At 39.1% G+C, this 19,868-nt stretch carries 16 protein-coding genes; 9 read left to right on the forward strand and 7 right to left on the reverse strand.

Going from position 1 to position 19,868, the window contains the following annotated elements:
• Positions 1-13 precede the first annotated feature (13 nt).
• A complete protein-coding gene (locus tag ACFSBH_RS17100) occupies positions 14-997 on the forward strand; it encodes an ornithine cyclodeaminase family protein (RefSeq protein WP_251515651.1) in 984 nt (327 codons plus the stop codon).
• Positions 998-1,080: 83 nt separating this feature from the next.
• Positions 1,081-2,883: a DNA ligase D gene (locus ACFSBH_RS17105; protein WP_379598758.1), complete on the forward strand. Its 1,803-nt coding sequence runs from the start codon at positions 1,081-1,083 to the stop codon at positions 2,881-2,883.
• Positions 2,884-2,965: 82 nt separating this feature from the next.
• On the opposite strand, the gene ACFSBH_RS17110 is transcribed toward ACFSBH_RS17105, so the two are convergent.
• Positions 2,966-3,466 (reverse strand): regulatory YrvL family protein, encoded by a 501-nt coding sequence (locus tag ACFSBH_RS17110; protein WP_379598760.1) that lies wholly within the window; start codon positions 3,464-3,466, stop codon positions 2,966-2,968.
• Between the two features lie 130 nt (positions 3,467-3,596).
• Between ACFSBH_RS17110 and ACFSBH_RS17115 the strand changes: the two genes are divergently transcribed.
• Both ACFSBH_RS17115 and ACFSBH_RS17120 read left to right on the forward strand, forming a co-directional pair.
• A complete protein-coding gene (locus tag ACFSBH_RS17115) occupies positions 3,597-3,842 on the forward strand; it encodes a hypothetical protein (protein WP_379598762.1) in 246 nt (81 codons plus the stop codon).
• Positions 3,839-4,501: a TDT family transporter gene (locus ACFSBH_RS17120; protein ID WP_379598764.1), complete on the forward strand. Its 663-nt coding sequence runs from the start codon at positions 3,839-3,841 to the stop codon at positions 4,499-4,501. The genes ACFSBH_RS17115 and ACFSBH_RS17120 overlap by 4 nt, the downstream gene beginning before the upstream one ends.
• Positions 4,502-4,604: 103 nt before the next feature.
• Here the strand turns inward: ACFSBH_RS17120 and acs are convergent, their stop codons facing one another.
• Positions 4,605-6,575: an acetate--CoA ligase gene (acs, locus tag ACFSBH_RS17125; protein ID WP_379598766.1), complete on the reverse strand. Its 1,971-nt coding sequence runs from the start codon at positions 6,573-6,575 to the stop codon at positions 4,605-4,607.
• 245 nt (positions 6,576-6,820) lie between these two features.
• On the opposite strand from acs, the gene ACFSBH_RS17130 reads away from it, so the two are divergent.
• From ACFSBH_RS17130 to ACFSBH_RS17140, 3 genes are all read left to right on the forward strand, one after another.
• Positions 6,821-8,569 (forward strand): carbon starvation CstA family protein, encoded by a 1,749-nt coding sequence (locus ACFSBH_RS17130; protein WP_251515661.1) that lies wholly within the window; start codon positions 6,821-6,823, stop codon positions 8,567-8,569.
• A gap of 64 nt (positions 8,570-8,633) precedes the next feature.
• A complete protein-coding gene (locus ACFSBH_RS17135; RefSeq protein ID WP_251515663.1) occupies positions 8,634-8,891 on the forward strand; it encodes a cory-CC-star protein in 258 nt (85 codons plus the stop codon).
• A gap of 21 nt (positions 8,892-8,912) precedes the next feature.
• The gene (locus ACFSBH_RS17140) at positions 8,913-9,836 is read left to right on the forward strand and encodes an ArsA family ATPase (protein ID WP_379598769.1); all 924 of its coding nucleotides are present in this window, start codon (positions 8,913-8,915) and stop codon (positions 9,834-9,836) included.
• Positions 9,837-9,892: 56 nt separating this feature from the next.
• Here ACFSBH_RS17140 and ACFSBH_RS17145 read toward each other — a convergent pair whose 3' ends face one another.
• Positions 9,893-10,765 (reverse strand): SDR family oxidoreductase, encoded by an 873-nt coding sequence (locus ACFSBH_RS17145; protein ID WP_379598770.1) that lies wholly within the window; start codon positions 10,763-10,765, stop codon positions 9,893-9,895.
• A 224-nt stretch (positions 10,766-10,989) separates the two neighbouring features.
• Between ACFSBH_RS17145 and ACFSBH_RS17150 the strand changes: the two genes are divergently transcribed.
• Positions 10,990-12,282 (forward strand): NCS2 family permease, encoded by a 1,293-nt coding sequence (locus ACFSBH_RS17150; RefSeq protein ID WP_251515669.1) that lies wholly within the window; start codon positions 10,990-10,992, stop codon positions 12,280-12,282.
• A gap of 187 nt (positions 12,283-12,469) precedes the next feature.
• Here the strand turns inward: ACFSBH_RS17150 and ACFSBH_RS17155 are convergent, their stop codons facing one another.
• From ACFSBH_RS17155 to ACFSBH_RS17165, 3 genes are all read right to left on the reverse strand, one after another.
• Positions 12,470-15,319: a 5'-nucleotidase C-terminal domain-containing protein gene (locus ACFSBH_RS17155; protein WP_379598772.1), complete on the reverse strand. Its 2,850-nt coding sequence runs from the start codon at positions 15,317-15,319 to the stop codon at positions 12,470-12,472.
• A 209-nt stretch (positions 15,320-15,528) separates the two neighbouring features.
• Positions 15,529-17,091 (reverse strand): BCCT family transporter, encoded by a 1,563-nt coding sequence (locus ACFSBH_RS17160; protein WP_379598774.1) that lies wholly within the window; start codon positions 17,089-17,091, stop codon positions 15,529-15,531.
• A gap of 242 nt (positions 17,092-17,333) precedes the next feature.
• Positions 17,334-17,987 (reverse strand): reverse transcriptase-like protein, encoded by a 654-nt coding sequence (locus ACFSBH_RS17165; protein WP_379598776.1) that lies wholly within the window; start codon positions 17,985-17,987, stop codon positions 17,334-17,336.
• Positions 17,988-18,165: 178 nt separating this feature from the next.
• Here ACFSBH_RS17165 and ACFSBH_RS17170 point away from each other — a divergent pair, with 178 nt between their 5' ends.
• The gene (locus ACFSBH_RS17170; protein WP_251515677.1) at positions 18,166-18,330 is read left to right on the forward strand and encodes a hypothetical protein; all 165 of its coding nucleotides are present in this window, start codon (positions 18,166-18,168) and stop codon (positions 18,328-18,330) included.
• A 185-nt stretch (positions 18,331-18,515) separates the two neighbouring features.
• Here the strand turns inward: ACFSBH_RS17170 and ACFSBH_RS17175 are convergent, their stop codons facing one another.
• A complete protein-coding gene (locus tag ACFSBH_RS17175) occupies positions 18,516-19,649 on the reverse strand; it encodes a serine hydrolase (RefSeq protein ID WP_379598778.1) in 1,134 nt (377 codons plus the stop codon).
• Positions 19,650-19,868 lie beyond the last annotated feature (219 nt).

A 19,868-nucleotide genomic window follows, 5' to 3' on the forward strand; every position in this document is an offset into this window, starting at 1 on the left:
CAAGGGGGATTACATGCTTATATTAACCGAAAAAGACATTAAAAATCATTATACTATGAAGGATGCCATTGAGGATATTTCACTAGGTCTTACAGCTAAAAAGGTCGGAAATATCTCAAATCCACATCGCACCGTACTTTCTTTCCCCGACGTGGAAGGATCAGCGTTATACATGCCAAGTGCTGATGTCGAAAATGAAATTGCTGCTGTCAAAGTAGTATCGATATTTCCGCAAAACCCAAGTATCGGTAAAGCGACTACACAAGGAGTACTAATGTTAACCGATGGTAAAACAGGTGAGCATATTTGCATGATGGATGCATCCTACTTAACGAGACTTCGAACTGGAGCTTTAAGTGCAATTGCTACCAAACGTTTTGCAAGAGTAAATTCTAAAGTACTTGGAGTCATCGGTACTGGAGGAATGGCCTTTGAGCAAGTACTTGGGGTCACCGCTGTCAGAGATATTGAACAAATTAAATTATATAATCGGACAAGAGAAAAAGCTGAATATTTTCGCGAGAAGCTCATTGATTTTGGTATTCAAGCTGAGATAGAAGTCGTTAACAGCAGTAATGAAGCAGTAGAACAAGCCGATATCATTAATTGTGCCACACGTTCGTTGGACCCGGTATTTGACGGCAATTTATTAAAGCCCGGAACACATATCAACGGTGTCGGTTCCTTCTTGCCGACGATGCGGGAAGTCGATCAAACAACCATTGACCGGGCAAGTAAAATCATTGTCGATGACCTGGAAGGTGTCAAAGAAGAAGCGGGTGAACTCATCCATGCAGATATACATTCCAAGTGGAAGTTTACAGATGTACATGGTGAATTAAGTGATTTTGCAGGAGGAAATCATCTACTCCGTAACACCGACGAAGAAATTTCGTTTTTCAAGTCGGTTGGAGCAGCATACTTCGATCTTGTTGCCGCTGCCGGCGTTTATCGTAAATTAAAAGTAAAAGATATTGGAGTTCAAATTGAATTATAAGGAAAGATAGACCATGGAAGCATGGTCTATCTTTTTTTGGTAAAAGTAAAACTATTAATGAAGTTTATGTGGGGTGTTCAGCAATGCAAATTATGAAACCAATCTACCGGGACGACGTACCAGTTGGCGAAGAATGGCTTTACGAAATAAAATATGATGGTTTCCGGGCATTGCTATCGATATCAGCTGATGGCAAAGTTACATTAAAAAGCAGGAATAATCATGATCTGACAGACAAGTTTCCAGAAGTTGTCCGAAGCTGCGTGCACTTATTACCGGCAATAAAAGGATTCCTGCCACTCGTCCTCGATGGGGAACTAGTAGTATTAAACAACAAATACCAAGCGAACTTTTCAGAACTGCAAAAGCGAGGAAGGATGCGTAATCTTACCAAGATAGAAAAAGCAGCACAAGTACGTCCTGCCAGCTTTATTGCTTTTGATATACTTGAAGTAAAAGGTAAAATCTATGATAAACAAAGACTTTCTACACGAAATAAAATATTGGAGGATGTGTTTAAAAAAGTTCAGGGCGAGAGATTACAGCTTATTGAAGTATTTCAAGACTTACAGGACATTAAAAAGATTGTTTTCGATTTTAAAGGTGAGGGTTTTGTCGCCAAGAGGAAAAATAGTATCTATTTGAACGGGAAAAAACATCAGGATTGGTTTAAAATAAAAAATTGGCGTTTAATTCATGGTATATTATCTTCTTTTGATATCGAGAATGGATATTTTGATGTGGCTGTAACGAATGGTCAGGAATTACGTCCAATTGGTAAGTGTAAGCACGGACTGGATGCTGAAACTTTTCAGACGTTAAGGGATTTCTTCACGAAAAACGGTGAAAGAAACGGTAATAAGTTTACCGTTCCCCCTGCCATTTGCGCAGCGATCCACACGCTCGATTTATACGATCAAGAATTACGGGAACCTGAATTTGCTGCAGTGTTACCTACAATGAAAATGGAAGAATGTACAATTGAAAAGTTAAAGCTTGATCTGGCGATGCTGCCTGAAGAGGTTGAACTGACAAATACAGATAAACTTTTATGGAATCAGCCAGGGTTTAGTAAAGGAAACCTGCTTACTTACATCCGCGAAATTTCACCTTATATGCTGCCATTTATAAGAGATCGTTTACTCACAGTCATTCGTGCGCCTGACGGTGTTGAAGCCGAACAGTTTTTTCAAAAACATCTGCCGAGTTACGCACCAGATTTTGTGACAGCTGTACCCCAACAAGGTGAAACCTTCTGCAGTTGCGATAATTTGGAATCGCTTGTATGGTTTGCCAATCACGGTGCAGTGGAATACCATGTCCCGTTTCAACGAAGTGGGAGTGTGATGCCACTTGAAATTGTATTTGACCTGGACCCCCCAGACCGCGAACATTTTCAACTCTCCGTTCAAGCTGCTCAGTTAGTAAAGGTACTGTTGGATGAACTTTCATTACAGTCTTTCGTGAAGACATCGGGGAATAAAGGATTGCAAATTCACATCCCAATCCGTGAAGGAAGTATGACCTATGAGGAAACGGCAATTTTTACTCAAGCTATTGCATTTACAATAGAAAAAAGTTATCCAGATAAATTTACGACGGAACGGATGAAAAATAAACGGAACGGCAGGCTGTATATCGATTATGTGCAGCACGGGAAAGATAAAACGATTATTGCCCCCTACTCTCCTCGAAAGACCATGGAAGGCACTGTTGCCACCCCCCTGTTTTGGGAGGAGGTCGATAGCGATTTGGACCCGACGATTTTCACCATCGACACGGTTGTGGAACGAGTAAAACAATATGGGTGCCCCTTTGGAGAATTTGAAAAAGCTCGTGTAAAACAAAACATGAAAAATTTACTGAACATGGTGCACAACAGTTGATGAAATAACAAAAACTAGCTTTGGTAAAGTAAATCATAAGGTCATAAAAAGAAAGGACGTGGAGCGTGCTTGTGTAATAGCACTATGCCACGTCCTTTCTTTTCCAATTATCCAGCTTCTCATCATTAAACGCGATTTCAATCAATGCTAGGATGAAAGCTAATATCCATTCGGTATGTAAAGCTAATGATATACTTCCCATAAATTCATCTACTGTAAACAGTACAAGCCAGTTTTTAAATGTTTCAACCAAGATGCTTAAGATTAGCAGGGTTGAATTGTTATTGATTTTCGGAATGAGAATGACATAAATCACTAAAAAGCAGAAATCAGCAATGATTCCAAGAAAAAAGACACTGATTACGAATATCGCAAGTGAAAGCAGCGAATCATACTGTACACCAAAAATATTAAATAAACCAGCCATTCCAAAGAAATATATTCCAAATAAAATACCCGCTGCCATGGTAAGTAGGGCTGTAATGATAATTACCGTCGTTATTTTTTGTTTACGGTTCATTTCACGGAAAGGAATATCGTCATCCTCTCGTGGTGATGTCGGATCATTCATGTTATTTGACATGCAAAAACTCCCTTAGAAATGATGAGTAACTATTATACGGATATATCCAAATCAAGTTTCATTTAATTTTACAACAAAAATAGTTTGCGAAGAGCTGTCTGGCCCACTCTAAGATATGTTATAGTGGATAATGGTGATTGAATTGATAATATTACTATTTATTCTATTATATATCGGTTTAATTTCGTATATATTGAAACATCAAATATACATCCATACGTCTACAATGGCTTCCATTATGGCTTTTGGAATTGTTCTCCAAGGGGTAATGAATTTGTTCTTTGGTGACGGATTTTTTCATACTAACTTTGCAAAGATTCTAATTACAGAGGGCTTAGCTGGTTCAATGCTGCACTGTGGATTTTTTATTGTTTGATAAGTGTTAAGGCGATAATGACTATCTTCCGGTTACGTATCGTACAAGTGCATGGAATTCTTCTTTTAACAACCGTAAGTACGCAATCGCTGATTGTCCTCTTCCACAACGTTTATACAAATGTACCGAAACAACTAACATATAGTTTACTAACAGTGGGTTTTTGTTTTTACATCCTAGGTACTTTCCTGATTGTGAAAAGATATACGGAACATTCGTGGAGTGTCGAAACAGATTGGAATAATACGAATTGTATTCTTCATGGCGCGTTATCAATTTCTGGTGTTGCTAGTATCGTGAGTGGTGCTTTTAATGAACAAAGTTTATTCGTTCTCTGGGGGTTGACCGTAACTATCTTTCTAATAGTGGAGGGTATTGAGATTTATCGGTTGATCAGATTAGTGAAGGAATCGGGATGGAAAAGGGCAGTCTTTGTGTACAACGTCAGCCAATGGAGCAGAATCTTTACATTTTCCATGTTTTATACATTCACTGGGTTTCTCCCTGTGCAAAGACCAATTATATCCTCAATTCAGGAGGTCGTTATAAACGTTGGTTTTTGGGTAATAATAGCACTTGTTTTAATCGAAATCATTTTAGTACTGCAACTTATGTTTAGACAGAAAGAGACCAAACAGCAATTACAAGAATCTGCTTAAGATAAAAAAAGGTATGAAGACTTCTTGAATTTAAAGCTCATCATAAAAAGCTAGAACTGCCAGCTTCCTGACAGTTCTAGCTTTTATAGCATATAATTAGTAATTAGACTTTTTTAACAGTAACCACTTCTTTAATACGATCAATAGCAGCAGGATCTTCAAGGCCAGTCACATCACCGGCAACTTCACCAGTTACTTGTAATTCTTTTAATAGCCTGCGCATAATTTTTCCGCTGACCGTTTTTGGCATGGCCTCAACTATAAAGATTTCCCGAGGACGGGCGATTTGACCAATACTATTCACGATACTCTCTTCCACTTTCTGTCGCAATCCCTCATCCCCATCATATCCCTCTGCTACAGTCACAAAAATAACTGGAACTTCACCTTTAATCTTATCGGGTGCTCCAATGACCGCCGCTTCTGACACTCCGGGCACTTCGAGGACAGCACTTTCCATTTCCATTGTACTTAGTCTATGTCCAGAAACATTGAATGCGTCATCGGAACGGCCAACGACCCAGAAGTAGCCATCTTCATCTACTAGAGCAATGTCACTTGCATAATAGTTCCCTTCTACTTGGCTGAAATATTGTTCATAGTAGCGTTGCGGTTCTTTCCATAACGTACGGCATAACATTGGGAAAGGCTTGCGGATGACAAGGTTGCCTAATGTCCCTGGAGGAACTGGCTCCCCTGCAGCATCGACTACCGCAGCATCAATTCCTAAAAAGGCCACCCCTGCAGAGCCTGGTTTCATCGGCGTAAGCCATGCTGCTCCAGCAAGTGGTGTTCCAGCTGTTTCGGTTTGTCCCCATGTATTATTAACATTGATTTTACCTCGACCTAATACATCTCTCGTCCAATGCCAGGTTTCCGGGTCAAATGGCTCGCCAACAAGTGATATGACATCAAGGCAAGATAAATCATAAGATTCGAGTGCTTTCTCCCCTAGACTCTTAAGCATCCGTAATGCAGTTGGTGCGGTAAACAGCTTGTTCACCCGGTATTTTTCAATAATTTGATAAAAACGGTCTTGCTCCGGATAATTCGGTGCACCTTCATAGACGACTGTAGTCACACCATTTGCCAAAGAACCTGCCACACCCCATATATGCATCGTCAGCCAGCCGACGTCTGCTGTACACCAGAACACATCATCCGGCTGATGGTTCATATGATATTTTCCATAAATATAATTTTGTACGACGAAAGCAATTCCTGAATGAACGACACCCTTTGGTTTACCAGTTGTCCCGCTCGTATAAAAAACTATTCCAGGTTCATTTGCCTCAATGGGAGTCGGCTCACAATGAATCGAAACACTTTTCCGCTCCTCATGCCACCAAACGTCTCTACCAATTTCCATGACAGGACTTGTCCCTAATCGATCAACGACAATGACACCTTCTACAGTTGGAATATCTTGAATAACGATATCTACTTTTTCTTTCAGAGGTATTACTTTACCACGTCGTAAGCCCGCATCTGCAGTTACGACGACTTTTGGTTCAAATGCTTGGAGTCGATCACGTAAAGATTGTTCAGAAAAACCGGAGAAAATCGTGCTATACACTGCCCCAAGTCGGAAGCAGGCAAGGATGGCAATAAAAGATTCAGCGAGATTCGGCAAATATATTGCAACAGGATCACCTTTTTGTACACCAAACGACTTCAATACATTAGCAAAACGATTAACTTCAGCTAAAAGCATGTTATACGTATAGAAGCTCGAAGTACCGTCCTCACCTTCCCAGATAAGTGCGGTTCGGTTACCTGCACCATTTTCAATATGACGATCGATCAAGTTATAACAAGGATTACTGACGCCGCCTCTAAAAAACTCAAAGTCAGGCAGCTCACCGCTCATTGTTTCTTCCCAAGGTTCAAACCAGTGTAACTCATTAGCAACCTCTGCCCAAAATGTCTCTGGATCCTCTTGTGATTTCTTCAACAATGCTTGAAAAGCTTCACTATCCCCAAGATTAGTCTTCTTCTGTTCTCCTTTACTTGGATAAACAAGTTTACTTGCTTTTACAATGTCTTGAATACCACCAACATCACTATGCACCATGAATTTCCTCCTTCGAAATTAGGTAAACGCTTTCACATAAATCCGTCCTGTTTATTCTCGGTAGGTCATATTCACTTATTTAAATAATATATATATTCTGAAAGAAAAGTCAACATTTGACTCGATATCCGTTTATATTGCAATTAACAGAAAATATTTTATTTAAAAATTAACTTTATTATTTACATTTATTTAAATAAATATATAATAGTTGATAAATAATTTTTTATAAAGGAGGACATGCTTTGAATGCAATATTAGTAGCAATAATTGGAATGATTGTATTAGCTTTAGGTTATCGTTATTATTCGAAATTTGTTGCTGAAAAGATTTTCAAATTAGATCCCAATTATAAAACGCCGGCACACAGATATAATGACGGCGTGGATTTTGTCCCTACAAACAAGTTTGTTCTATGGGGTCATCACTTTACGTCTGTGGCAGGTGCAGCACCAATTTTGGGTCCTGCAATAGCATTGTATTGGGGTTGGTTGCCTGCATTTTTATGGGTAATCCTCGGCACCGTCTTTGCAGCTGGTGTACATGATTTTGGTACGTTGGCGATTTCCGTGCGTAATAAAGGGCAATCTATTGGTACCATAGCTGAAAAATTAATTGGTAGACGCGGGAAATTATTGTTTTTATTTATCATCCTAACATTGGTATTAATGGTTAATGCAGTTTTTGCTTGGGTTATCGCTAATCTTTTCGTATCCTATCCTGCAAGTGTGTTACCAGTATTTATTCAAATCCCTCTTGCGGTATGGATAGGATTTGCAGTTTATAAACGGAAAGCGAAAATGCTTGTCCCGTCTTTAATTGCTCTTGCTGTCATGTATGCAGCGGCAATATTTGCTGCGCAATATGAATTCTTACAAATTGATCTCGTCAAATATATGGGTGGCGAAGATGCAGCTGGTCTCTTTGGTTTAGGCACGGTTGGAACAGCATTTATGATTTGGATTGCAATCTTAATGATTTATGTTTACATTGCATCAACATTACCAGTTTGGATGCTTCTACAACCAAGGGATTTCATCAACTCACACCAACTAGTAGTAGGACTAGGAATTCTATATTTAGGTCTATTATTTACAAATCCGACTATTACAGCACCGGCTACAAATCCTAATCCGGATACGTCATGGTTGCCACTTTTATTTATCACGATTGCTTGTGGAGCCATATCAGGTTTCCATGGTCTTGTTTCATCTGGTACTTCCGCCAAACAGCTGAATAAAGAAACAGATGCCCGATTTGTTGGATATTTAGGTGCTGTTGGTGAAGGAGTTTTGGCATTAATTTCTATTCTTGCAGTTGCAACGCTATTCAGCAGTACAGATGCCTTTACGCAAGCCTATTCTAGCTTCACTGCTGCAAATGCCGGTGGACTCGGGAATTTTGTAGAAGGGGCATCTATCCTAGCTGGTGGATTAGGTATTCCAGCACATGTATCTGTTACAATCGTCTCCATAATTGTTGTTAGTTTTGCTGCTACAACATTAGATACTGCTGTACGACTCATGCGCTACATTATTGCTGAAATTGGAACAGAATACAATGTTCAACCACTTACTAAGAAGCACGTCGCTACATCAGTTGCAGTCCTATCAAGTGCTGCACTGGCAATCCTGCCTGAAGGACCAAACGGATTCGGTTCTGGAGGATACTTGATCTGGCCATTATTTGGTACATCGAACCAGTTATTAGCTGGAATCAGTTTACTTCTCATCTCCATTTGGCTGAAACGAAGAGGTGTAAACTATGTCGTTACCCTGGTGCCAATGATATTCGTCATGTTTATGACATTATATGCGATGTTCCAGCAAGTATTTTTCCAATGGATCTGGTTTGGAGAACAAGCAAGTACACTGCTTTTCGTACTAGGTTCTATCATATTCGTGTTTACTGCATGGATTTGCTTAACTGCAATACAAGTATTCAGAGGAAAATTTGACGACTTAGGAAAAATCGACGACGAAAAAATAGGATAATAAATCAAAAGGGATCATGTACATGATCCCTTTCTATACATATCTAGAAAAAGAAGGTGTTCTCATGCTAGAGCGGGTAAAACAACTAGTTAAGTTATACGAAGAAATCCTCAGCATGCCACATCGTACAGAGATTGCGAGAGAATTACGGGAAGAAGATGATTTGTTTCTCTTGATGCTCTACTCTGAGATGATCGGCATTCCTAACCCGGTTTATTATTACACATTAGAGCTATATCCTTACATGATTGAACGGTTCCATGACTGGCATCTTCGAATGGGTATGGAGAAGTCCCCCCTTTCTGGAATCCGTTGTTGCTAAAAGATAAAAAGGAGAATCCATATGATAGAACAGACTAAGAAAACGTTATTTATCGGAGGTAAGGGAGGAGTTGGCAAATCTACTTCAGCTGCCGCCATCGCTTGGAAACTTGCTAAATCCGGTAAAAAAACATTACTCATATCCACCGATCCAGCACATAATTTGGGAGATATTTTTTCTAAAAAAATTGGTGGCGAGCCAAAGAAATTGAATACAAATCTGTATGGTTTGGAAATTGATGCTGCACTTGAAACAACGAAATACATAAACTCGGTAAAAGATAATATTAAAGGAATTGTTAATCCAGGGATGAGGGATGAAGTTTACCGCCAATTAGATACCGCAAAAGCATCTCCTGGAGCGGATGAAGCGGCATTATTTGACAAGCTCATCTCTATTATCCTTGAAGAAGGGGAAGATTATGATCATCTCGTTTTTGATACAGCCCCCACTGGCCATACCATTAGGCTATTAACATTGCCCGAGTTAATGGGAGTATGGATTGAAGGTATGTTGCGTAAACGCAAGAAAACTAATGAAAACTATGTACAACTACTGAATGATGGTGAGCCAATCGAAGATCCAATTTATGAAGTGTTACTTGAGAGGAAAAACCGTTTTGCCAAGGCACGTGAAATTCTCTTAAACGAAGATAAGACAGGATTTATTTTCGTGCTGAATCCTGAGAGACTTCCGATATTAGAAACTAAAAAAGCAATTGATTTACTTCATAAATACGAATTACATGTTAAAACAATCATTGTAAATAAAATATTACCCGAAGAGGCGGACGGAGAATTCTTGAAACAACGAAAGATACATGAGGAACAATATTTAAAACAAATCAACGACACATTCCGTAAACAAAAATTGATTCATGTCCCTCTTCTCTCGCATGATATTACAAATCTAGAGCAACTTGATGTATTTAGTGACTATTATTAATATAAAATGGGTCAGAGCCTGTATGTAAAATCAGACTCTGACCCGTTTATATTTACTTACCCATTAACAATCGTTCCACCATTAATATGAATAGTTTGTCCAGTTACATAACTGGAATCGTCACTTGCCAAGTAAACGTAGGCAGGTGCTAATTCTTTCGGTTGTCCGGGACGTTTCATCGGTGTAGTCCCTCCAAACTCTCCTACTTTATTTTTATCGAAAGTTGCAGGAATCAATGGAGTCCAGATTGGTCCTGGTGCCACCGAATTTACTCGAATTCCCTTATCTACTAATGAACCTGACAGTGATCTGGTGAAAGAAGTGATCGCACCTTTTGTAGCGGAATAATCAATCAACGTGACATTCCCTTTATAGGCTGTTATCGAGGACGTATTAATAATGGAACTCCCCTCTTTCAGATTCGGAAGCACCGCCTTCGTCATATAAAACATGCTAAACACATTCGTGCGGAACGTTTTTTCTAATTGTTCGCTTGTAATGTCCATAAAATTATCTTGAGGATGTTGTTCTGCAGCATTATTAACTAGAATATCAATTTTATTGAAAGCCTCTAACACTTGAGTCACCGCAGACTCACAGAAGGACTGGCTGCCAATATCTCCACTAACAAGGAGACATTTTTGTCCCGCTTGTTCCACAAGCCGCTTCGTATCTTCAGCATCATTGTGTTCATTCAAATAAATGATTGCTACATCTGCACCTTCTTTAGCAAAGTATACACTCACTGCTCTTCCGATACCACTATCTCCTCCCGTGACAATCGCGACTTTGCCTTGCAGCTTATTGCTTCCTTGATAATCAGGGTTCAAATACTCCGGTTCGGGATGCATCTTTTCTTCAATTCCCGGCTGCTCATCCTGTTGCTGAGCTGGTGGTGTGATTTTACCGTTGTTTTGTTCCATATTCATTTATAAATCTCCTCCTAATTTACACGTGAAAAATATAGCACTCTGATGTACTTTTCCCAATTTGAAGAGGAGTTAATCCATCTCTGTAATTTGACAGTTGATTATATGGTAAATAACCGATATTATATGTAAGGTTGATGAATGGATATCGATTCAATAAGAAAATAGCATGACCATCATGCGGATCGGAATTCTTCATAATAAATTTAGAAAGAATGGTGTTTATGTTAGAGAAATTCTTCAAGTTTAAAGAAAATAACACTACCATCCAAACCGAGTTCACTGCTGGAATGACAACATTCCTTACGATGGCATATATCGTTGTAGTGAACCCAGCAATTTTACATGGTGCTGGTGTACCATTCGACCAAGTGTTTATGGCTACCGTAATTGCCGCAATAGTAGGATCATTACTGATGGGATTATTCGCAAAGTATCCAATTGCCATTGCACCTGGCATGGGATTAAATGCCTATTTCGCTTCCGTTGTTGCAACCCAAGATTTATCCTATCAGGTTGTGTTTGGAACTGTTTTTATTGCTGGGATACTATTTTTACTTCTTAGTCTGACAAATCTTCGCGAAACTTTAATCAATGAGATTCCTGACAGTTTGAAATTTGGAATTACGGCGGGGATTGGATTATTCATCGCATTCGTCGGATTGAAAAACGCCGGCCTCGTTGTCCCTAATGAAGTCAACATTACCGGAATGGGTGATTTGACTGATCCAATGGTAATGCTGACGATTTTCGGTTTATTTTTGACTTTGATTTTATACGTATTACATATAAAAGGCGCATTGTTCTTAGGTATGATTGCCACTGGAATTATCGCCTATTTTACAGGGATGATCCAGTTCGATGGAATCATCTCCACCCCGCCGGCACCTGTATTCTTTGATTTGGATATTACTGGAGTATTCACACATGGGCTTTACACTGTCGTCATTGCATTTTTACTTGTCACGTTATTCGATACAACTGGTACAATGATTGGTGTTGCTGAGCAAGGTGGATTTATGAAAAATGGACACCTGCCCCGTTCGAAGCAGGCTCTGCTAGCAGACGCGACTGCCACAACGGTTGGTTCCATGTTCGGAACAAGTCCTTCCACTGCTTATATAGAATCCACTTCAGGCGTTGCAGCAGGTGGCCGAACAGGTTTCACCGCCGTAGTGGTGGCTATACTGTTTGCTATATCCATATTCTTTACTCCAATTATCAGCGTTGTAGCAAGTGTTCCCGCTATTACATCACCTGTACTGATTATTGTGGGGTCATTCATGATGCAAGGCTTAGCAAGAATTGACTGGAAATCATTTGATGAAGCTTTCCCTACGTTCATTACGATGCTTGCCATGCCATTTACATCCAGTATTGCAACTGGAATTGCAGTCGGCTTCATTACTTATCCGTTGATGAAATTAGCACACGGAAAAGGCAAAGATGTACATTGGCTGATTTACCTATTTGCTGTGTTGTTTCTATTACAATTAGTTTTCTTTCCAATGGGATAAGTTATGAAGTATGGAAATGTTGTCGTGTGGATGATTTTCTTTTCATACATGATTAGCTTACTAGATTTGGAGAAAATCTGATTCTAGCCGTATCAAGCGTGTTAGGCATCTTATATTTAGTTGAGAGAAAAGAAAAAAGATAATCGGGTCGTTCAAGAGTTCACTCTCTTGTTCAACCCGATTTTTCTTATGCCTTTGAGGCTTTCTTTCGTTGAATAAAGTATAATGTGCAACTTGCTGCAATGAGCAATACACCAATCAATATCCAATTAAATATATCTGTTGCCGTTTTGGGCAATTGTTTGCCGGTGGTATTTGCTTTTGAATTGTTGTCTCCGGATTTTCCGCCTTTATTTGTTGAACTAGCAGCGACATTTTCGTCATCCTTAGAGTTTCCTGGCGGGTTTTTACCTTCCTCATCGGTTTTCTTTTCTACTTCAATAACTGCGAAGGTGCTGAAGTGATCCGTAAATGCCACAGCCATACCTTCTTCGTAGAATGTCTCCAATGCTTCCCACTCATCATCTTCATTTAAATGTGCTACTCTTAGAGCTTCTTTATTGGTTACTTCCTCTTCATTTAAGACGAAGATCATCTCGATGGCATGATTAAATTCAGTAATTTCCTTTTCACCATCTTTAATCGTGAAATCATACACCGCACTAATTGGATTTTCCATATTTAATCGTTCTAACCCAACGGATAATTCATTGTTCTTTGCAAATTCAATGGCTGGGATGACTAATGATACTTCACCTTTTCGCATAATAACAATTGTCGCTTGCTTTTCAACGAGTTCACGCAATTGCTCTTCAGTAAAGTGAACAGTGATTTTTGCTATATCTGACGGTAATTCAATAATTAATGTTCCTTTGTCTGCAAGTCTGGCAATTGATGCATCTGCAACGGTCACCAATCCATCTTTAACTTTGATTTCAGCTTGGACTACTTGATCAGACGGTTCGGAGATTTTAATCCTTGAACCTTCTTCATAATCGATTGGACCATCATGTTTTTTCACAAAATCCACGACTGACTTCCAAACTGGACCAAAATTAGAGCCAACAGTTTCTGTTCCAATGTTATAAAATGGAGCACCGTGCATGTAGTCATTATACGCAACAACATATTCAGCATTTAAATCTAGAGGTGAACCGTCTGGTAATGTTAAGTACACATCAATGAACTTTCCATTTTCCTCAATCAATGAATAATGGAAACCGGAAACTTGGATGTCTACCTGGTTAGCATACTGTGATTGGGTTAGAATCATTTCTTTTAATTTTTTACCCGTCGTTTTTACTGCTACAATCTCATTACCATGACGATCTAAAGCCTCAATTTGTTTATCTAAAATATCACCTGCAGGGATTGAACCTGTTACTGAGGACCCATTAAGAATTGCAAAGTCAGCATCTGTCCAAGCTCGTACAGCATCCGTATACAGATTTCCTAATCCTGTATCGCCTTGCTCTTTATTTTTGGAAGACAAACCATTATTGGTCGAACCAATTACTTCTCCCTCAACTGGTGCACCATCATCTACCTCAATAGCTATTCTTCCTTCATTATAAAAATCGACTTTTTCTCCTTGTTCTGTTAGATACTTTGCATAATTGATCATTGCTTCTGTCATTTTGCCTGTTAACGGTTCAACTACTTCACCGACAAAGTTATACCCGCTGCCGCCGCTTGCGAGAAAATCACTGACTGCAAGCACGAACGTTTCGTCATCCTTGACCGGCTTCCCATCCTTCTCTAAACGCGCATCCAGATATTGTCCATTACGATCGGTAATGATGGTATAGTGGAGTCCTGACGTTTGCAAATCGATTTGATTACGACCATCTCGTGTATAAGAATAATGAATGACATCCTTCAGTGCTGCACCCGTTATCTCCATCGTCATGATTTCATTTTCAAACGGCTCAACTGTGTAGATATCGCGGACCGTCAGTGTACCAGGTGCAATGTCAGCACGGATTCCCCCAGTATTAGTGAATGCGATATCCGCCCCTGTATGATGGCGCATCGCATCGGTCCAAAAATTTCCTATAGAACTATCCGTCTCATGAAAATTGTTTCTATCCAGTCCTGTCGATGTTTCCCCAATCTCTTCGGATAGTATCTCATCCATTTCTCCATTATATTTATCAACTAATCCTTGAATCTCGGAATCTATTTCCGTTAAATCTTCTACCGGTTGGAGGAAACCATCTACACCGATAACTTCATCTGCTTCGGAATCATAAGTAACAGTTACGTTCCCTATATTCTGAGCATTGGATCCTGTCTGTACAATCGGTGTTCCGTTTACGATAGCCGGCTCCGTCAATGTAGTATGAGTATGTGCCCCAATAATCACATCAAAAAAATCGACTTCCTCAGCCAATTCTCTATCTTCTGGATAACCGATGTGCGTTAAGGCAATCAGGATATCTGTTTCGTCCGCCAAACGCTCATATTCCTTCGCAACTTCAATAGGGTCGCCAAATTCTATGCCTACAATATTAGCAGGCCCCGTAGCTGGTGGTGCTTGAGTTAATGCAAATACACCAACCGTCACTCCGTTCACTTCAAAGATTTCGTACGGTTTCGGCTTTGGAAATGGAACCGTCGTATCACCGGTGACATATGTATTAGCGCTCAACCAAGGAAAATTCGATTGTTCCATTCTTTTAACTGTTTCTGCTTGTCCATAATCAAACTCATGATTTCCAATTGTCATTGCATCTACTTCCATATTGTTTAATAGTTCAATTATCGGTGAACCATATTGCAGGTCGACAACGGGGTTTCCACTGAAAATATCCCCCGCATCTAAATACAGCGAGTGATCTGCACTTTCTCTCTCTGCATCAATGTAAGCGGCGATTTTTCCAAATTCATCAATTTTTGCATGCAGATCATTCGTATGCAAAACTTTCAATCTAACAAGATCATCATCTTCTCCATAGACTGTTCCCGCTATCGCGAAAAACATAATACAGAATGTAATAATAAATCCCAGACTTCTTCTTAAGACTGCCCTCTCCATTAACTTTCCCCCTTCTATTGTTGACATCAGCACGATTGTACCAACAAATCGAACGAAATGAGTTAATTTTTTGTAAAAAGTTTCTCTATTCAAAAAAATGATTATATACTAATAGGTAGTTAAGAGTGTAGGTTTCACTCAAAGCAAACCTAAAGAACTACACAAAATCAAAAAGATGGAACAGAACAACAGCCTGTCCCATCTTTTTATCAATCCTTCTTTTTGCTCTTTTCTTTTTCAGCTAGCTTTTCAATGCGCTCATAACGTCTTATATCTTTTCTCGATATTGGAATCAATTCCTTCTTCAGCATCTTGAAGATCGAAGCGAGCATAATCAGCAAGATTACCGTAAACGGTACTGCTGCAACTAATGAAGCGGTCTGAAGCGCATCCAATCCTCCAGCAATTAATAATACTGCTGCTATACCTGACATCAGGACTCCCCAAACTATCTTCTTATATGTTGGGGGAACTAAACTTCCCTTCGTCGTCATACTTGCCAATATATAAGAAGCTGAATCTGCTGATGTAATTAAAAATGTAAAAATCAACAAGATAGCGAGTACCGACATGATAAATGACATCGGGAGGCTATCAAATACTTGGAATAACGCCACTGTTATATCGTTATTAACTGCCTCAGCAATACCTGCGTTTTCATTCAAATCTTTATACAATGCTGTTCCACCGAATGTGGCAATCCAGAAGCAAGCAATGGCTGGGGGAACGACCATCACTCCAGCGATAAATTCACGGATTGTCCGACCTCTTGAAACCCGAGCAACAAATGCACCAACAAACGGGGACCAAGAGATTGCCCAAGCCCAGTAGAAAATCGTCCAATCACGTACCCATGTTCCGCCAACGTACGGTTCAAGCCGTAGACTATATTGAATAAAATTTGTAATATAATCTCCAAGTCCTAAGGTGAATGCATTCAAAATGAACACGGTTGGCCCCATTAAAAACACAAAGATTAATAATAGAAAGCATAGAGCTAGATTCAAGTTACTCAAATAGCGGATTCCTTTATTTAGTCCAGTCGTAGCAGATGCCGTATAAGCAATAAAAATCACAGCAATGATGGCAATCTGTACCCAAATAGCTGAAGATACATCAAAAACCGCACTTAATCCTCCATGGATTTGCAAGACTCCTAACCCGACGGAGGTAGCTACTCCCATTACCGTGGCGATGACTGCCAATGAATCAATACTTGTCTTCACTACCTTTTTATTCCCAGTTATAGGTTCCATGGATTTAGAGATCAACCCACTTTCCCTCTTCCTGAATTGCATAAAAGCAATCGCCAAGCCTACAATAGCAAATACCGACCACTGACTGATCCCCCAGTGAAAAAAGGAATACCCCATGGCTACACGTGCAGCTGTCTCTGTCTGCCCTTCCATCGATGCAAAAGGAGTCTCAAAGAAATGGGACATCGGCTCAGCTACTCCCCAGAATACTAACCCGGCTCCGAATCCTGTGGAAAAGAGCATACCTATCCATGTAAAGAAAGGAAACTCCGGCTTTTCATTTTCACCGCCCAATCGAATTCTGCCATATTTACTGATGGATATCCCAATTAAAAATAGAATAATAGCAAAAACCGCAATCAAGTAAAACCAGCCGAAATTCGTCGTTGTAAATAAAAATAAGCGTTGTGCCACTGCGCCAAAGCGGCCAGGGAGAATTGCTCCGATAACAACTAATATAGAAATAACTGAAGCTGAGATGAGAAATACTGGATTTTTTAAATGTTGCTTCTTCATGACTTCCTCCTATACTATTGGTCTATCCTGACTTTTCCCTTTCTCAGAATTTATATACCTGTTTAAAGCAAGTTTTAAAGGTGAATAAAAACCACAACTAAAACCGTGCGATAACAATTTGCTTCAATTGTTATCGCACGGTTTGGGATTAGAACATAAATTATCCAGCATGTTCTATGGACGAATTAAAATACATTAGAATTCCTCATAGTTGGCTCATGTACAGAGCATACTAATGGCCTTTACTGCTCAAGATGACTAGTTATTTCTATACCACCAAGCGCTTGTGTTGCTAAATGATCTGCCTCACGATTCATTTTTCTTGAGACCACTTCATAAGATGGAGTAATCCCAAGCTTTTCTATCTTATTCTCAATACGATCAAGCCAGCTTGACAACTCTGATTCGTAGACAGGCCACTCATCATTCAATTGATTAACAACCACCTTCGAATCCCCAATGAAGGTAACGGGCAAATGATGGACCTCTAATAATTCCAATTCAGTCAGACCAAGATGAAGTGCAGCGTACTCTGCCTCATTATTACTAACCAAACCTTCTACTGATGCATTTCTTCTGATTCGATAAGATTTTTCATTTTGTTCATAGTAAATCACACATCCTAATCCAGCTTTTCGGGTTTCCCGGTCAAATCCCCCATCAAAATACACAGTAATATGATAAGGCTCTGTTTTCACTTCTTCCAGAAATTTTCTCAACTGCTTTAATGTCCAGCTTGCATCATGTTCATCGAGAAGAGTTAAATGTTTGACCCGGCCAGTTTTCTCAAGATCTTCAGCAAGTTCAAGTGCCGCCTTAGTAGACATCTCATCCGAGCTAAAATTCGTTTTTATCCCTTTTTTCGTGACGTAGGTGATTTCCATCCGCAGCTGCAAGAGTAATCCTCCCATCCTATTATTAACTTAATGTATATTTTCCCCCTTGGGAGTAAATAAATTCATTAACTATAAGATTATGCTTGTTCCCATTCTTTTCTAAATAATTGTTATTGTAATGCAGGTTTTATTATGGAAAAAAGAGGAAATAGTAACAGTAAAAGGAGGTATCCTTCGCATGATGGATCAGTCAAAAAAATACCTTGATGAAACTTTGTTCCAAGCTAGGAGATTTGGGCTTCAATCTAATTACATCCAAAAGCTCGAGTCAGAACGAAAGGAACGATTAGAAAAAGAAAAAGCATTACAGACGGAAGTGTATAATCATAGTCTTCATAACTGAAGTCTATTTTAAAGCACCCTAATTAATTAGGTGCTTTTTTGTGGCTTTTTCTAATGTATCCCCATATTCTCAACTTCCCTTAAACAAAAGGTTCTTCTTTATTAGACCACCCTATGATATAAGGCAGTATTTCAATTACGATTGTAGATATTACAAGGATAAGTACATAGTTTCTACTTTCTTTTCTAATTATTACCTTTTAAAGCACTAGCGATTTTTTCATGCCACTCGGTATAGTTTGTAAGAATGGCCAGTTGAAAATCAGATAAACTAGTGGAGAGTTTAACTGTTTCGTAACCATGAACATCCTCAAAAAAGACTGCTATCTCTGTTTTATTTCCTTGTTTATCCTCCGCGAATAATGCAAATGTCACAATCTCGGCTGTTGACCCTCCCTTACCTCCAAGATGTAGAAATCTATCTTGATTACTAGAGTTTTTCATCGGCCATTCCATAATTGCTTGCAGTTGATCAATCACTTCCTGTGAAAAAAAGGAAGTGTTATTGATCTTTTGTACAATCGAGACATATTCTGATGTGGTAGCCCTTACAAGCTTTCTAGAAGCAATTTGGTCAAACCCTAAATTATGCCATGCCGCCAAGTTTGCTTGTTCTTTATACTTGCCGTCACTGTCTTGACTTAATATGGCATGAATACGATTCGCTTCATTTTTATATGCCTCCTTGGACATTTCCTTAACTAGACTCAGCACTTTTTTCGCTTGGTTCCTATCAAAGATATCTAGATGATGAGCTTTTGCAACTTCATAAGGAATAAGAAGATAGGATACAATCGGAAAAATCTCTTCATGCATAGATAATTGAAGTTTCTCTAAATTAGAATTGATACGTTCAAGCCCCAACCGCCACATTAAATATTCCGTGTTGGCATTCGAACTAAAAGCAATCATTCCATTTGCAACCTCGCTCAAGGGCACTTTACCCTCCGTTAGAAGATCTAATGAATGTAACCACTCTTGATGGGCACCACCGTCCGTTCCTGGGATATAAAAACGGTTTAAGTCTTTTACATCAATTAGCTCACTTGGATCAATATCTTTAGTAGCTGCTTGTTGAGCGAATTCGATTGCTAGAATAATCTTAACCGTACTCGCAAGCGGACGTAATTGTTGTCCTTGATAATTAATATGTAACTTTCCGTTTTTTACAATGGTTAACGAAGATCTGTTTGGATTTTTGGCAATAAAATTTAATACATATTCCGGATCAGGTTTCTGTATCCATTTACGCAGCCAAAGGAATCCTATTACTAATAGCAAAATAACTCCAACTAATACTAGAATGATAGTAAATATCAATGTAAATGCTCCCTGCTTCATAAATTTAATTAATCATACGTTTAATCTTTACAAGAAGTTTCAAAATAAAAAAGTGCTTTTCTTTTTTTTAAAAAGAATGCACTCACTTCATGGTAAGTAAGCCCGAACTAAGAAATTTTATAATAGAAGCAACTAAAATTAAAAACAGAAACGCCAAATAACCGTGAATCTGAGATGTTTTAAACAGATTTACGGTTA

The sequence above is a fragment of the Oceanobacillus luteolus genome, from assembly GCF_042678205.1.
Lineage (GTDB): Bacteria > Bacillota > Bacilli > Bacillales > Amphibacillaceae > Oceanobacillus > Oceanobacillus luteolus.

Excerpts from the sequence above, each read along its gene's own strand:
- ACFSBH_RS17170 (WP_251515677.1), top strand. The coding sequence starts at position 18,166 with ATGATGGATCAGTCAAAAAAATACCTTGATGAAACTTTGTTCCAAGCT.
- ACFSBH_RS17135 (WP_251515663.1), top strand. The coding sequence starts at position 8,634 with ATGCTAGAGCGGGTAAAACAACTAGTTAAGTTATACGAAGAAATCCTC.
- ACFSBH_RS17160 (WP_379598774.1), bottom strand. The coding sequence starts at position 17,091 with ATGAAGAAGCAACATTTAAAAAATCCAGTATTTCTCATCTCAGCTTCA.
- ACFSBH_RS17115 (WP_379598762.1), top strand. The coding sequence starts at position 3,597 with ATGGTGATTGAATTGATAATATTACTATTTATTCTATTATATATCGGT.
- ACFSBH_RS17145 (WP_379598770.1), bottom strand. The coding sequence starts at position 10,765 with ATGAATATGGAACAAAACAACGGTAAAATCACACCACCAGCTCAGCAA.
- ACFSBH_RS17155 (WP_379598772.1), bottom strand. The coding sequence starts at position 15,319 with ATGGAGAGGGCAGTCTTAAGAAGAAGTCTGGGATTTATTATTACATTC.
- ACFSBH_RS17110 (WP_379598760.1), bottom strand. The coding sequence starts at position 3,466 with ATGTCAAATAACATGAATGATCCGACATCACCACGAGAGGATGACGAT.
- acs (WP_379598766.1), bottom strand. The coding sequence starts at position 6,575 with ATGGTGCATAGTGATGTTGGTGGTATTCAAGACATTGTAAAAGCAAGT.
- ACFSBH_RS17140 (WP_379598769.1), top strand. The coding sequence starts at position 8,913 with ATGATAGAACAGACTAAGAAAACGTTATTTATCGGAGGTAAGGGAGGA.
- ACFSBH_RS17100 (WP_251515651.1), top strand. The coding sequence starts at position 14 with ATGCTTATATTAACCGAAAAAGACATTAAAAATCATTATACTATGAAG.
- ACFSBH_RS17105 (WP_379598758.1), top strand. The coding sequence starts at position 1,081 with ATGCAAATTATGAAACCAATCTACCGGGACGACGTACCAGTTGGCGAA.
- ACFSBH_RS17150 (WP_251515669.1), top strand. The coding sequence starts at position 10,990 with ATGTTAGAGAAATTCTTCAAGTTTAAAGAAAATAACACTACCATCCAA.